The organism is Rhodococcus sp. PD04, assembly GCF_035918275.1.
In the GTDB taxonomy this organism is placed as follows: Bacteria; Actinomycetota; Actinomycetes; order Mycobacteriales; family Mycobacteriaceae; genus Rhodococcus; species Rhodococcus rhodochrous.
Genome location: NZ_CP142143.1, coordinates 3,327,071 through 3,341,062, shown reverse-complemented (window position 1 = coordinate 3,341,062; position 13,992 = coordinate 3,327,071). Strand labels below are relative to the sequence as shown.

11 protein-coding genes and 3 tRNA genes are annotated in these 13,992 nt (G+C 68.4%); 11 read left to right on the top strand and 3 right to left on the bottom strand.

The annotated features are described in order from the left end of the window. Positions 1–105: 105 nt before the first annotated feature. The gene (locus U9J23_RS15440) at positions 106–627 is read right to left on the bottom strand and encodes a PH domain-containing protein (RefSeq protein WP_059380774.1); all 522 of its coding nucleotides are present in this window, start codon (positions 625–627) and stop codon (positions 106–108) included. Between the two features lie 266 nt (positions 628–893). Here U9J23_RS15440 and U9J23_RS15435 point away from each other — a divergent pair, with 266 nt between their 5' ends. The 6 genes from U9J23_RS15435 to U9J23_RS15410 all read left to right on the top strand — a co-directional run bounded on the left by U9J23_RS15435 (position 894) and on the right by U9J23_RS15410 (position 9,089). Further along, positions 894–2,834 (top strand): acetolactate synthase large subunit, encoded by a 1,941-nt coding sequence (locus U9J23_RS15435; RefSeq protein WP_080968125.1) that lies wholly within the window; start codon positions 894–896, stop codon positions 2,832–2,834. Further along, positions 2,831–3,334, top strand: a complete 504-nt coding sequence (ilvN, locus tag U9J23_RS15430) for an acetolactate synthase small subunit (protein ID WP_006554535.1) — start codon at positions 2,831–2,833, stop codon at positions 3,332–3,334. Before U9J23_RS15435 ends, ilvN begins: the two co-directional genes overlap by 4 nt. Before the next feature lie 50 nt (positions 3,335–3,384). Continuing rightward, on the top strand, positions 3,385–4,386 hold the full coding sequence (gene ilvC, locus U9J23_RS15425) for a ketol-acid reductoisomerase (protein ID WP_016691198.1): 1,002 nt from the start codon (positions 3,385–3,387) through the stop codon (positions 4,384–4,386). A 118-nt stretch (positions 4,387–4,504) separates the two neighbouring features. After that, positions 4,505–6,277, top strand: coding sequence for a SulP family inorganic anion transporter (locus U9J23_RS15420; protein WP_059380776.1), 1,773 nt, complete (start codon positions 4,505–4,507; stop codon positions 6,275–6,277). 128 nt (positions 6,278–6,405) lie between these two features. After that, positions 6,406–7,998, top strand: a complete 1,593-nt coding sequence (gene serA, locus U9J23_RS15415) for a phosphoglycerate dehydrogenase (RefSeq protein WP_059380777.1) — start codon at positions 6,406–6,408, stop codon at positions 7,996–7,998. Between the two features lie 80 nt (positions 7,999–8,078). Beyond that, complete coding sequence (locus U9J23_RS15410; protein ID WP_059380795.1) at positions 8,079–9,089, top strand: 3-isopropylmalate dehydrogenase; 1,011 nt, start codon at positions 8,079–8,081, stop codon at positions 9,087–9,089. Between the two features lie 94 nt (positions 9,090–9,183). Here the strand turns inward: U9J23_RS15410 and U9J23_RS15405 are convergent, their stop codons facing one another. Continuing rightward, entirely contained in the window at positions 9,184–10,380 is a 1,197-nt protein-coding gene (locus U9J23_RS15405; RefSeq protein WP_059380778.1) for an MFS transporter, read from the bottom strand. 110 nt (positions 10,381–10,490) lie between these two features. On the opposite strand from U9J23_RS15405, the gene U9J23_RS15400 reads away from it, so the two are divergent. From U9J23_RS15400 to U9J23_RS15380, 5 genes are all read left to right on the top strand, one after another. Then, positions 10,491–11,267, top strand: a complete 777-nt coding sequence (locus U9J23_RS15400) for a fumarylacetoacetate hydrolase family protein (protein WP_059380779.1) — start codon at positions 10,491–10,493, stop codon at positions 11,265–11,267. A 66-nt stretch (positions 11,268–11,333) separates the two neighbouring features. After that, the gene (gltX, locus tag U9J23_RS15395) at positions 11,334–12,806 is read left to right on the top strand and encodes a glutamate--tRNA ligase (RefSeq protein WP_059380780.1); all 1,473 of its coding nucleotides are present in this window, start codon (positions 11,334–11,336) and stop codon (positions 12,804–12,806) included. Between the two features lie 184 nt (positions 12,807–12,990). Further along, positions 12,991–13,062: transfer RNA gene (locus tag U9J23_RS15390), tRNA-Gln, on the top strand. Between the two features lie 86 nt (positions 13,063–13,148). Then, positions 13,149–13,221, top strand: a tRNA-Glu gene (locus U9J23_RS15385). Between the two features lie 83 nt (positions 13,222–13,304). Next, a tRNA-Glu gene (locus tag U9J23_RS15380) sits at positions 13,305–13,377 on the top strand. A gap of 53 nt (positions 13,378–13,430) precedes the next feature. Here the strand turns inward: U9J23_RS15380 and U9J23_RS15375 are convergent. Then, positions 13,431–13,943 (bottom strand): pyridoxamine 5'-phosphate oxidase family protein, encoded by a 513-nt coding sequence (locus U9J23_RS15375; protein ID WP_059380781.1) that lies wholly within the window; start codon positions 13,941–13,943, stop codon positions 13,431–13,433. Between the last annotated feature and the right edge of the window lie 49 nt (positions 13,944–13,992).

Here is a 13,992-nt window from a genome sequence, read left to right as displayed (position 1 = left end):
CGGCCGGGCCGCGTCCGGTCGCCGGGCTGGGCGGATCCGGGCAACGGCACCGACGAATCTACTCGCGTGCTTCCGGATGCCTCTATTCGCACCCGGTCGCGAGGATCAGGAGGAGCGGTCGTCCTTCTTCTCGACGGTGACTGCGTCGTCGGTGGTTTCGGCATCCGGACCGGCTTCGGCGGCCGCCTTCTCGCGGTATGCCTTCTCCTCGGCGAGCTGTGCGGCCGCGTACGGATCGGTGATGCGGCCTCCGCTGGCCTCCGACAGCTGCGGCAGCCGGCCGAAGGTGACGACCGGCAGTGCGACCTCGCTGCCGTCGGTGAGCCGTGCGCGGGCCCAGCCCCGCTTCGGGAACCGGAGGCCGTCGAGTTCGTCCCACTTCAGGTTCGTGGTCTTGAAGGTCGCTCGCGCGACGATGCCCTCGGGGCCGACGACGGTGCGTACCCGCACGATCCAGGCCGCGACGAGGAACGGGATGATCAGCGTCCATGTGAAGGCCTCCGGCCACGCCAGCGCCGGAGAGGCGAGGGCGAGGAGGAGCAGAGCGCACGCGAGGAACGACAGTCGCGAGATCTGGATGACCTGCGTCGTCGAATCGGGCGTGTGGGATGATGGAGGCGGTGGCACGGGCTGCTGGGAAGATGACACCTCTACATCTTCGCACTGCAGCCGCGGCATCTCACATTCTGGGACGGTCGACCGCACCAAGTTGACTGTCTGGACACCATGCGCCTACCGTCGAGCGCGTGAATCAGAATGGGTTGCTCGTAATCGGCCGGCGCGTCGTCGCCTGAGCCGCATTTCGCAACTCGCCCACGACGCGCCACCCTCGTACAGCAGACTTGCTGACGAGGGTTTTTTGTTGCCCGGAGCCAGAATCAGAGGAATTCGCAGTGAGCGCACCAACCGCACGGCCTCAACCCTCGCCGCGAAAGCCGGGGTCCGCCACCCCGACTCCCGCAGCTGCCGCGACGCAGCCCACCAACCGACGCCAGGTCGCCCCCGAGCGGGTCACCGGCGCCCAGTCGGTGGTCCGCGCACTCGAGGAACTCGAGGTCGACACGGTATTCGGCATTCCCGGCGGCGCGATCCTGCCCGTCTACGACCCGCTCTTCGATTCGCGGCGCGTGCGCCACGTGCTCGTCCGCCATGAGCAGGGCGCCGGGCACGCTGCCACCGGTTACGCCCAGGCCACCGGCAAGGTCGGCGTGTGCATGGCCACCTCGGGTCCGGGCGCGACGAACCTCGTCACCCCGCTCGCCGACGCGCAGATGGACTCCGTGCCCGTCGTCGCGATCACCGGCCAGGTCGGTCGCCCCCTCATCGGCACCGACGCCTTCCAGGAAGCCGACATCTCCGGCATCACGATGCCGATCACGAAGCACAACTTCCTGGTCACCGACGGCGCCGACATCCCGCGCATCCTGGCCGAGGCGTTCTACCTCGCCGCCTCGGGTCGCCCGGGCGCGGTCCTCGTCGACATCCCCAAGGACATCCTCCAGGCGCAGACCACCTTCAGCTGGCCGCCGGAGATGCACCTGCCCGGCTACCGCCCGGTGACGAAGCCGCACGGCAAGCAGGTCCGCGAGGCCGCGCGACTGATCGCCGACGCGAAGAACCCGGTGCTCTACGTCGGCGGCGGCGTCATCAAGGCCGAGGCGTCGGCCGAGCTGCTCGAGCTCGCCGAGCTGACCGGCATCCCGGTCGTCACCACGCTCATGGCCCGCGGCGCGTTCCCCGACAGCCACAACCTGCACTGCGGCATGCCCGGCATGCACGGCAACGTCGCTGCAGTGGCGGCGCTGCAGAAGAGCGACCTGCTCGTCACGCTCGGTGCCCGCTTCGACGACCGCGTCACCGGTCAGCTCGACTCCTTCGCGCCCGACGCCAAGGTCATCCACGCCGACATCGACCCGGCGGAGATCGGCAAGAACCGGCACGCCGACGTGCCGATCGTCGGTGACTGCAAGGAGGTCATCGTCGAGCTGCTCGAGGCCATCCGCGCCGACCTGGCGACCGGCACGAAGCTCGACTACTCGGCATGGTGGGCGTACCTCGACGACATCCGTCGCACCTTCCCGCTGAGCTACGACCGCCCCACCGACGACACCCTGTCGCCGCAGTACGTCATCCAGGCCGTCGGTAAGCTCGCCGGCCCCGACGCGATCTACTGCGCGGGTGTCGGCCAGCACCAGATGTGGGCGGCGCAGTTCGTCGACTACGAGAAGCCCCGCACGTGGCTCAACTCGGGTGGTCTCGGCACCATGGGCTACGCGGTGCCCGCGGCTCTGGGAGCCAAGATGGGTTGCCCCGACACCGAGGTGTGGGCCATCGACGGCGACGGCTGCTTCCAGATGACCAACCAGGAACTCGCGACGTGCGCCGTCGAGGGTGTGCCGATCAAGGTCGCGCTCATCAACAACGGCAATCTCGGCATGGTCCGGCAGTGGCAGACCCTCTTCTACGAGGAGCGGTACTCGAACACCGACCTGGCGACGCACTCGCTGCGCATCCCCGACTTCGTCAAGCTCGCCGAGGCCCTCGGCTGCGTGGGCATCCGCGTCGAGCGTGAGGAGGACGTCGAGCCGGCGATCCGCCGGGCGCAGGAGATCAACGACCGCCCCGTCGTCATCGACTTCATCGTCGGCAAGGACGCGCAGGTGTGGCCGATGGTCGCTGCCGGCACGAGCAACGACGAGATCATGGCGGCCCGCGACATCCGGCCGCTGTTCGACGACGACGCCGCTGCCGACGATCCCGCCGTCATCCACGAGACCATCGACGCGCTCGAAGCACGCAGCGAGAACGCTGCGGCCCAGGAGGAGACCAAGTGAGCACGAGCCACACCCTCAGTGTTCTCGTCGAGGACAAGCCGGGCGTGCTCGCCCGAGTCGCATCGCTGTTCTCGCGACGCGGCTTCAACATCGAATCCCTTGCCGTCGGTGGCACCGAGGTGCCCGACATCTCGCGGATGACGATCGTGGTGACCGTCGACGAGTTCCCGCTCGAGCAGGTCACCAAGCAGCTCAACAAGCTCGTCAACGTCATCAAGATCGTCGAGCAGGAGGACGAGGCGTCCGTCGCCCGCGAACTCGTGCTCATCAAGGTGCGCGCCGACGCCAGCGTGCGCACCCAGGTCATCGAGACGGTGAATCTGTTCCGCGCCAAGGTGATCGACGTCTCGCCCGAGTCGCTGACCATCGAGGCGACCGGTACGCGGTCCAAGCTCGACGCGCTGCTGCGCATGCTCGAACCGTACGGAATCCGCGAGATCGTCCAGTCCGGTGTCGTCGCCGTCGGACGCGGTCCGAAGTCCATCACGGCTACCCGTTAGCCTTAACACACCCATACTTGCTGAAAGAGGTAATCACTGTGGCAGTCGAGATGTTCTACGACGACGATGCCGACCTGTCGATCATCCAGGGTCGTAAGGTCGCCGTCATCGGCTACGGCAGTCAGGGACACGCGCACTCGCTGAGCCTGCGCGACTCGGGCGTCGACGTTCGCATCGGTCTGAAGGAGGGCTCGAAGTCGCGGGCCAAGGCCGAGGAAGCCGGTCTCACCGTCGGCACCCCCGCCGAGGTCTCCGAGTGGGCCGACGTCATCATGGTCCTCGCTCCCGACACCGCCCAGGCGTCGATCTTCACCAACGACATCGAGCCCAACCTGAAGGACGGCGACGCGCTGTTCTTCGGCCACGGCCTCAACATCCACTTCGGTCTCATCACGGCTCCCGAGAACGTGACCGTCGCGATGGTCGCCCCCAAGGGCCCCGGCCACCTCGTGCGTCGTCAGTTCGTCGACGGCAAGGGCGTTCCGGCGCTCATCGCCGTCCACCAGGACCCCAAGGGTGAGGGTCAGGCGCTCGCGCTGTCCTACGCCAAGGGCATCGGCGGCACCCGCGCCGGCGTCATCAAGACCACCTTCAAGGAAGAGACCGAGACCGACCTCTTCGGCGAGCAGGCCGTGCTCTGCGGTGGCACCGAGGAGCTCGTCAAGACCGGCTTCGACGTCATGGTCGAGGCGGGCTACGCCCCCGAGATGGCCTACTTCGAGGTTCTCCACGAGCTCAAGCTCATCGTCGACCTCATGTACGAGGGTGGCATCGCCCGCATGAACTACTCGGTGTCCGACACCGCGGAGTTCGGCGGCTACCTCTCCGGCCCGCGCGTCATCGACGCCGGCACCAAGGAGCGCATGAAGGAGATCCTCAAGGACATCCAGGACGGCACCTTCGTCAAGCGTCTCGTCGCCAACGTCGAGGGCGGCAACAAGGAGCTCGAGGGTCTGCGCAAGCAGAACGCCGAGCACGGCATCGAGGTCGTCGGCAAGCAGCTGCGCGACCTGATGAGCTGGGTCGATCGCCCCATCACCGAGACGGCCTGACAGCCACCTGATCCGGTCACGGCGGCCCGGTATCCCTACGGGGGTGCCGGGCCGCCGTCGTCGGTGCGCGTGAGCGATGTCGCAGTCACGGGCCGAGGCCGCGGAGGATACTTGGCTGATGTGGCTCCTCGCCGCGTTCGGGCGGCTCCCGGGTGTCGCCACCGCACGGTCCTACCGGCGGGGGTGGTTGCGGGGCGACGTCACGGCGGGTCTCGCGCTCAGCGCTCTGCTCGTCCCCACCGGCATGGGATATGCCCAGGCGGCGGGACTGCCGCCCTACACCGGTCTCTACGCGACAGTGGTGCCGATGCTCGTGTACGCGGTGGTCGGTCCGTCCCGGATCCTCGTGCTCGGACCGGATTCCGCGCTCGCCCCGCTCATCGCGGCCGCGGTGATCCCGCTCGCCGCCGACGGTGATCCGCAGCGTGCGGTCGCCCTCGCCGGTGTGCTCGCCCTCCTCGTCGGGGCGATCCTCCTCGTCGGCGGGATACTCCGCTTCGGATTCCTGACCTATCTGCTCTCCACACCCATCCGGGTCGGTTTCCTCAACGCGATCGCGATCATCGTCATCGTCGGGCAGCTCCCGCTCCTGCTGGGCACCTCGGCCGACGAATCCGGTGTCGTCGCCGAGGTTCTCGACGTCGTCGACGACGTCTTCGAGGACGGTGTCGAACCGGTCGGACTTCTCCTCGGCGTCGGCACCCTCGCTGTGATCCTCGCGCTGCAGAAGGTCGTTCCCCGCATACCCGCGGTGCTCGTCGCGGTGGTCGCCGCCTCCGCGGCGGTCGAGGTGTTCGGGCTCACCGATCGGGTGGAGATGGTGGGGGCGTTGCCCGCCGGGATCCCCGCGCCCGTTCTGGGCGGTATCGAACGGGGAGACGTGATCGAACTGCTCGCACCCGCCGTCGCCGTCGCCGTCATCGCGTTCGCCGACACCGCGGTGCTGTCGCGCTCGTTCGCGCTCCGACGGGGCGAGGACGTGGACGGCAGTTCCGAGATGCGCGCCCTCGGTGTGGTGAACATCGCAGCCGGTGCGACGGGCGGATTCCCGATCTGCGGCAGCGGCAGTCGCACTCCCGTCCTCGTACAGGCCGGAGCGCGTACCCAGCTCGCGGGTGCCGTCGGAGCGGTGACGGTCGCGATCTTCCTGCTGGCCGCGCCGGGGGCGACGGCGTACCTGCCGCAGGCCGCGCTCGCTGCCGTCGTGATCGCCGCGGCGAGTGCGCTCGTCGATGTGAAGGGGCTCGGTCGCCTGTGGCGGGTCAACAAGATCGAATTCTGTTTGTCCTTCGCCGCATTCGTGGCGGTCGGTCTCGCCGGTGTGTTGAGGGGTGTACTCGTCGCGATCGCATTGTCGTTGGCGGTCGTGATCGTGCGTGCCTGGCAACCCCACCGGACCGAACTCGTCGAACTCGAGGACATCGCCGGATATCACGACCGGGAGCGGCATCCCGAGGGCCACCGCATCCCGGGTCTCGTGCTCGTGCGATTCGACGCCCCGCTGTTCTTCGCGAACGGTGTGATCCTCACGAAGTTCGTCCGTGAACTCGTCCGCGAACGCGAGGACCGTATCGAGTGGGTGGTACTCGCGGCCGAACCGATCACGGATCTCGACATCAGCGCCGTCGAAGAGATCGAACGTCTCGACGACTACCTCGCCCACAGGGGGATACGGCTCGCCTTCGCCGCGATGAAGGGGCCGGTCAAGGACAAGTTGCACCGGATGCAATCGGGGAATCGCTTCGGGGCCGGGCGATTCCATCCGACCGTCCGCACCGCCGTGGTGGCCTTCCGGCACCGGAACCAGCCCGGCATCGAGCGCAGTGTGCTCGACGCACCCCCGCAGGACATCGTCCCGCCCCCGCGGAAGGATCGGCCCGCACCACCGTGATCCCGGTCCCGGTGGCCCCGTGGGAGGGGCCGGGGCACTAAACTGTGGGCGGTCGCGGGTGCCCACGCATGCTGTCGGGCGCGAGCGCCGTCGACCACTCACACATTCACGACACAGGGAGTCCGCACGTGAGCCAGAATGGCCGTCCAGTAGTCCTGATCGCCGACAAGCTTGCGCAGTCGACCGTCGATGCGCTCGGTGACGGTGTCGAGGTGCGCTGGGTCGACGGCCCCGACCGCCCCGCCCTGCTCGCGGCCGTGCCCGAGGCCCAGGCGCTGCTGGTCCGCTCCGCGACCACCGTCGACGCCGAGGTGCTCGCTGCGGCGCCCAACCTCAAGATCGTCGGTCGCGCCGGTGTCGGCCTCGACAACGTCGACATCGCCGCTGCCACCGAGCGCGGTGTGATGGTCGTCAACGCGCCCACCTCCAACATCCACTCCGCCGCCGAGCACGCGGTCGCGCTCCTCATGTCCGCGGCGCGTCAGGTTCCCGCCGCCGACCGCACCCTGCGTGAGCGCACCTGGAAGCGGTCGAGCTTCAACGGCACCGAGATCCTCGGCAAGACGGTCGGCGTCGTCGGCCTCGGCCGCATCGGCCAGCTGTTCGCCCAGCGTCTCGCGGCGTTCGAGACCCACGTCATCGCGTACGACCCCTACCTGCCGGCCGCCCGCGCCGCACAGCTCGGCATCGAGCTCGTCGACATCGACGAGCTGGTCGCCCGCGCCGACTTCATCTCGGTGCACCTGCCCAAGACCAAGGAGACCGCCGGCCTGATCAACGCCGAGCGTCTGTCCAAGGCCAAGGACGGCGTCATCATCGTCAACGCCGCCCGCGGTGGCCTGATCGACGAGGACGCGCTGTACGACGCGCTCGTCGAAGGCAAGGTCCGCGCTGCCGGCCTCGACGTCTTCGAGACCGAGCCGTGCACCGATTCGAAGCTGTTCGACCTCGACAACGTCGTCGTCACCCCGCACCTCGGTGCATCCACCGCCGAGGCCCAGGACCGCGCCGGTACCGACGTCGCCAAGAGCGTGCTGCTCGCCCTCGCCGGCGAGTTCGTGCCCGACGCCGTCAACGTCTCCGGTGGCCCCGTGGGCGAGGAGGTCGCGCCGTGGCTCGAGCTCGTCCGCAAGCTCGGTCTGCTCGCCGGCACCCTCTCGCCCGAGGCCGTGCAGAACGTGCAGGTCGTCGTCAGCGGTGAGCTCTCGGCCGAGAACACCGACATCCTCGGCCTGGCCGCCCTCCGCGGCCTGTTCTCGGCGAGCAGCGACGAGCCGGTCACCTTCGTCAACGCCCCGAAGCTCGCGGAGCAGCGCGGCGTGACCGTCGAGGTCGAGAAGGTCAGCGAGGCCACCACGCACCGCAGCGCCGTCGAGGTCCGCGCCGTCGCGCCGGACGGACACGTCACCTCCGTCGCGGGTGCGCTCACCGGCCTGCAGCAGGTCGAGAAGATCGTCAACATCAACGGCCGCAGCTTCGACCTCCGCGCCGAGGGCCACAACCTGATCGTCCACTACCAGGACCGTCCGGGTGTCCTCGGAACGCTGGGCACCGTGCTCGGCAACGCGAGCATCGACATCCAGGCCGCGGCGCTGAGCCAGGACGCGGAGGGCCCCGGCGCCACCGTGATCCTCCGTGTCGACCGCGTCGTCGGCGACGCCGAGGTCGGACAGATCACCGAGGCGCTCGACGCTCGCGTCGCCCAGGTCGACCTGTCCTGATCCTTCGGTTCTCCATCATCCGGTGGCCGCGACCGTCTGCACGGTCGCGGCCACCGTCGCACAGGAAGTGAGTAGTGCTCATGAAACTTGCGGTCATCCCCGGTGACGGCATCGGTGTCGAGGTCACGGCGGAAGCTCTCAAGGTGCTCCGCGCTCTCGTCCCGGATCTCGAGACGACCGAGTACGACCTCGGTGCCCGCCGGTACAACGCGACCGGCGAACTCCTGCCCGATGCCGATCTCGCCGCGATCCGCGAGCACGACGCGATCCTCCTCGGTGCCATCGGCGATCCGTCGGTCACGCCCGGCGTCCTCGAACGCGGTCTCCTCCTGAACATGCGGTTCGCCCTCGACCACCACGTCAACCTGCGGCCGTCGCGCCTGTACCCGGGCGCGAAGTCGCCGCTCGCCGCCGACCACGAGATCGACTTCGTCGTCGTCCGCGAGGGCACCGAGGGCCCGTACACCGGTAACGGGGGAGCGATCCGCGTCGGCACCCCGCACGAGATCGCCACCGAGGTCTCGGTGAACACCTGGTTCGGAGCCGAGCGCGTGGTCCGCTACGCCTTCGAGCTCGCGCAGACCCGCCGCAAGCACGTCACGCTCATCCACAAGACGAATGTGCTGTCGAACGCCGGTGCGATCTGGACCCGCGCCGTCGAGACCGTGGGCAAGGAGTTCCCCGAGGTCACCACGGCCTACTGCCACATCGACGCCGCGACCATCTACATGGTCGACGACCCGTCGCGCTTCGACGTCATCGTCACCGACAACCTTTTCGGCGACATCATCACCGACCTCGCCGGCGCCGTGACCGGAGGCATCGGTCTGGCCGCGAGCGGCAACATCGACGCTTCGGGCACCAACCCTTCGATGTTCGAGCCCGTCCACGGCTCGGCACCCGACATCGCCGGCAAGGGCATCGCCGACCCGACCGCGGCGATCCTGTCCACCGCACTGCTTCTGCGCCATCTCGGGCGCGAGGAGGACGCTGCACGCGTCGAGCGGGCCGTCGAGACCGACCTCGCGAACCGTGGCACCGGTCCGATCGTGACCACCGAGATCGGCGATCGGATCGCAACTTCTCTCTGAACGCCGAGTTCTCTTCGAACACCGAGTTCTTCCTCACGACCGCGCGTGGCGCCGGCGGGCACGTCCCGTCCGGCGCCACGCGCGGTTCTTCGTGTCAGTCCTTGGGGACCACCGGGACCGCCGCTGCCGGAGCGATGGCGGCCAGGGCGAACGCGGCGGGGAATCCGACCGCAGCGATGAGCCCACCGAAGACCGGTCCGACGGCCGCGGCGAAGACGAACTGCCCGGTGTTCTGGATTCCGAGTGCGCGACCGCCCCAGAACGGGCCGGCGATCTCCGCGACGGCGGTGAACGCCAACCCGTTCGGCGCCGAGGTCAGGATCGACGCGACGAGCAGGACGCCCACCGCGATCGCCGAATCCGTCCACGCGGTGACGGACAGCGCGACCATCGACACGACGACCGATATTGCGACGATGCGCATCGGTCCCAGTCGGCTGCCCACCCGATCGGACCAGGCTCCGGTGACGACACGTCCGAGGGCGCCGAGGATCTGGGCGGCGGTGATGACGAGGCCGGCGCCGACCTCGTCCCAGCCGCGGTCGGCGATGAGCCACACCAGGGCGTAGGTCCACACGACGTACTGCGGAACGACGAGCAGGATCGACGCGAGATGGATGCGCGTGAGGGACATGGAACTCCGGTAGGGATTGCCGAGCACGCCTGCGCGCTCGGCCTCCGCCCGTCCGGGTCGGGGCGGATCCACCACGCCGACCGCGCAGGCGACGGCTGCCAGCCCGCACGCGAGCATGGGAAACGCGAGTGCCCAGGCGATCCCGTGGTCGCCCGCGAGAGTCGGGATGACGAGTGCGCCCGCGGCGACACCCAGCGGCACCGACATCTGCCGGATGCCCATCGCGAGGCCGCGCTGGTGCGGCGGGAACCATCCGACCACCACGCGACCGCTCGCCGAATTGGCGCTCACGGCGCCGGCTCCCGCACACATCAGCAACAGGCCGAGCAGCGCGGCGGAGGCGGTGCGGGACAGGTCCAGCGAGGTGGTCGCGCTCGCGAGTCCCATCGCGACGGCCGCGATCCCGAGTCCGGCGGCCAGCGCGAGACGTTCACCGAACCGGTCGGCGATCGCGCCCCACACGACGAGCGTGAACACGCCGCCGAGGATCGGTGCGCCGGCGAGGGTTCCGGCCTGCGCGAGGGTGAAGCCACCCTCCTGGTTCAGGGTCGGGATGAGGAAGGCGACGCCGTTGATGACGGTGGCCTGGGAGGCCTGGGCGAGGACGCCGAGGGCCAGGATCAGCCATCGGCGCCCACCGATGTCCGGAGTGTCCATGAGTCCCACTATCTGAGAAAGTCGTACCGTTATATGAAATCTCGGTCGGACTCTATACCCGCGGCACCCGGGCGTCGATCGCAGTGTGCGCGCACCGTTAGACTCCGGACATGCGCCTTGGTCGAATTGCCAGCCCGGATGGTGTCGCGTTCGTGAGCATCGAAGGGGAGGGGGAGTCCGCGACGGCGAAGGAGATCGCCGAGCATCCTTTCGGGAACCCCACCTTCACGGGCCGGAGCTGGCCCCTCGCCGACGTGCGGATTCTCGCCCCGATCCTCGCCACCAAGGTGATCGCGGTCGGTCGCAACTACGCCGCCCACGCCGCCGAGTCGGGCAACGAGGTCCCCGACGAGCCGATGATCTTCCTCAAGCCCAACACGTCGATCGTGGGCCCGGGCGCGCCCATCGTGATTCCGCCCACCACCTCGCTCGTCCACCACGAGGCCGAACTCGCCGTGGTCATCGGGCGCCCCTGCAAGGACGTCCCCGCCGCGAAGGCCCGGGAGGCGATCCTCGGCTACACGGTGGCCAACGACGTGTCCGCGCGCGACCATCAGCGCAAGGACGGCCAGTGGGGTCGGGCCAAGGGCCACGACACCTTCTGCCCGCTCGGTCCGTGGATCGAAACCGACATCGACCCTTCCGATCTCGAGATCTCGGCGGAGGTCGACGGGCAGATCCGCCAGCGCAGCCGCACCTCGAAGATGGTGCACGACATCCCGAAGCTCATCGAATGGATCTCCGGTGTCATGACCCTGCTGCCGGGCGACGTCATCCTCACCGGCACCCCCGAAGGTGTCGGACCGATCGAGCCGGGCAACACCGTCTCGATCACCGTCGAGGGCATCGGAACGCTCACGAATCCGGTCGTCGCCAAGGGATCCTGACCGGAGCTCGCTGCGGGGCGGATAGCCTGGGAAGGTCTCCCGTCGATCCTCAACCCTGAGCGAGTCATGACCACCAGCGAAGTACGCGTACGTTTCTGCCCGTCACCGACCGGAACCCCGCATGTGGGTCTGGTGCGCACCGCCCTGTTCAACTGGGCTTTCGCGCGTCATCACGGCGGCACCTTCGTGTTCCGCATCGAAGACACCGACGCCGCACGCGACACCGAGGAGTCGTACCAGGCGATCCTCGACGCCCTCCGGTGGCTGGGTCTCGAATGGGACGAGGGTCCGGAGGTCGGCGGACCGTATGAGCCGTACCGGCAGTCGCAGCGACGCGAGCTTCACCTCGAGATCGTGCAGAAGCTCGTCGACGCCGGTGAGGCCTACGAGTCGTTCTCGACGCCGGAAGAGGTCGAGGAGCGGCACAAGGCCGCCGGCCGCGACCCGAAGCTCGGCTACGACAACTTCGACCGCGACCTCACCCCGGAGCAGCGGCAGGCCTTCCTCGACGAGGGGCGCAAGCCGGTCGTGCGACTGCGCATGCCCGACGAGGACCTCACGTGGAACGACCTGGTCCGCGGCGAGACCACCTTCAAGGCGGGCTCGGTGCCCGACTTCGCGCTGACCCGCGGCAACGGCATCCCGCTCTACACCCTCGTCAATCCCGTCGACGACGCGTTGATGAAGATCACACACGTCCTGCGCGGCGAGGACCTGCTGTCGTCCACCCCGCGTCAGCTTGCGCTGTACGCGGCGCTGCAGCGCATCGGCGTCACCGATTTCACGCCCGAGTTCGGCCACCTGCCGTTCGTGATGGGGCAGGGCAACAAGAAGCTCTCCAAGCGCGACCCTGAGTCCAACCTCTTCCTGCACCGCGATCGCGGGTTCATCCCCGAGGGCCTGCTCAACTACCTCGCTCTGCTCGGCTGGGGTCTCGCCGACGATCGCGACGTGTTCTCTCTCGACGAGATGGTCGCGGCCTTCGAGATCTCCAAGGTCAATTCGAACCCGGCCCGGTTCGACCAGAAGAAGGCCGACGCCATCAACGCCGAGCACATCCGCCTGCTCGAGCCGGCGGAGTTCGCGACCCGGCTGAAGGCGTACCTCGTCGAGCACGGCCGGATCGGGGCCGACGTCGACGACACGCTCTTCCGGACGGCCGCCGACCTCGTGCAGACCCGCATCGTCGTTCTCGGGGACGCGTGGGACCTGCTGAAGTTCTTGTTCGTCGACGACGCCGACTTCACGCTCGACGAGGCCTCTGCGGCGAAGAACCTCAAGGAGGATGCCGCGTCGGTGCTCGACGCCTCCGTCGCCGCCCTCGAGGGCGTGGCCGAGTGGACCACGCCGGCGATCGAGGAGGCGCTCAAGAGCGCACTGATCGAGGGGCTCGAGCTGAAGCCGAGGAAGGCCTTCGCTCCCGTGCGGGTCGCGGTGACGGGCTCGCACGTCAGCCCGCCGCTCTACGAGTCGATGGAACTGCTCGGTCGTGAGCGCACCCTCGCGCGCCTGCGTGCCGGGCGGGCCCGTATCGCCTGACCCCTCACGGGTCGCTCTCGGCCCGTCGTCGGCACCCGCCGGCGACGGGCCGAGCTCGTTCCGAGCTCGATTTCAGGTCTCTGACCAGCCGATTTGTAGTTGGTGGCGGGGTTGGTGCTAGTCTTCTTCTCGGTTCGGAACGGAGGCCACAACGCCCGCAGGGCAGGCCGAAGGAACAAACCATTGGGGTATGGTGTAATTGGCAACACAGCTGATTCTGGTTCAGCCATTCTAGGTTCGAGTCCTGGTACCCCAGCTGAGACGCGGCGGTTTGCCCGCAACGTCTCGGCCAGCTATGCTGGCTGAGCTTCCTTCGGGAAGCGAAGAGAAGAAGTTCCATAGGCCCCCGTCGTCTAGCGGCCTAGGACGCCGCCCTCTCACGGCGGTAGCGTGGGTTCGAATCCCATCGGGGGTACAACGGACTACCCATCGATCTCCGGATCGGTGGGTGTTCTTCTCTCGGAGGCGTCGACTCGTCGATTCCTCGGAAAGTTCCAGGCCCCCGTCGTCTAGCGGCCTAGGACGCCGCCCTCTCACGGCGGTAGCGTGGGTTCGAATCCCATCGGGGGTACAACCACGAAGGCTCTCCGATCATCGATCGGAGAGCCTTTCGCGTATGTGCGGTCAGGGCGTGGCGGACGGAAGATACGCCGCCGTCGTGCCGCCGATCTCCATGGCGGGCATCCCGAGCTTGCGGTGATCCCATGATCGCACCCGTGCGGGCACCACACGGACGGCCACCCGCTTGTGCATCATCTGCTCCACCGCGGGGCGCGCCTCCTCCGTGTACGGGGCGGTGTACCGCTCCCACACGTCGCGGCAGACCTCGAACAGGCGGTCGTGGTCGTCCACGATCTCCGCGCGCCCCTCGATCGAGACGCCACGCAACTGGTCGTAGGTGTCGCCGGCCTCGACGAGGACGGTCACGCGATCGTCGCGCCGGAGGTTGACGACCTTCTGCGATTTCGCCTTCGTCTCGAACCAGATCTCCCCGTCGAGCACCGCGTACCACATGGCGACGAGGTGCGGGGTGCCCGTCGGTCCGAGGGTCGCCAGGTTCGCGACCCGGCTGCGGTGGAGGAACTCGTCGATCTCCGAGTCCGTCATCGTGATGTCTGCGCGGCGGTTGGTTCCCATGCGAAGCACTCTGGCACAGCGGGAAGTGCACGGCTGTGTTCCTTCCCGC

Excerpts from the sequence above, each read along its gene's own strand:
- ilvC (WP_016691198.1), top strand. The coding sequence starts at position 3,385 with ATGTTCTACGACGACGATGCCGACCTGTCGATCATCCAGGGTCGTAAG.
- U9J23_RS15420 (WP_059380776.1), top strand. The coding sequence starts at position 4,505 with ATGTGGCTCCTCGCCGCGTTCGGGCGGCTCCCGGGTGTCGCCACCGCA.
- U9J23_RS15410 (WP_059380795.1), top strand. The coding sequence starts at position 8,079 with ATGAAACTTGCGGTCATCCCCGGTGACGGCATCGGTGTCGAGGTCACG.
- U9J23_RS15405 (WP_059380778.1), bottom strand. The coding sequence starts at position 10,380 with ATGGACACTCCGGACATCGGTGGGCGCCGATGGCTGATCCTGGCCCTC.
- U9J23_RS15400 (WP_059380779.1), top strand. The coding sequence starts at position 10,491 with ATGCGCCTTGGTCGAATTGCCAGCCCGGATGGTGTCGCGTTCGTGAGC.
- gltX (WP_059380780.1), top strand. The coding sequence starts at position 11,334 with ATGACCACCAGCGAAGTACGCGTACGTTTCTGCCCGTCACCGACCGGA.
- U9J23_RS15375 (WP_059380781.1), bottom strand. The coding sequence starts at position 13,943 with ATGGGAACCAACCGCCGCGCAGACATCACGATGACGGACTCGGAGATC.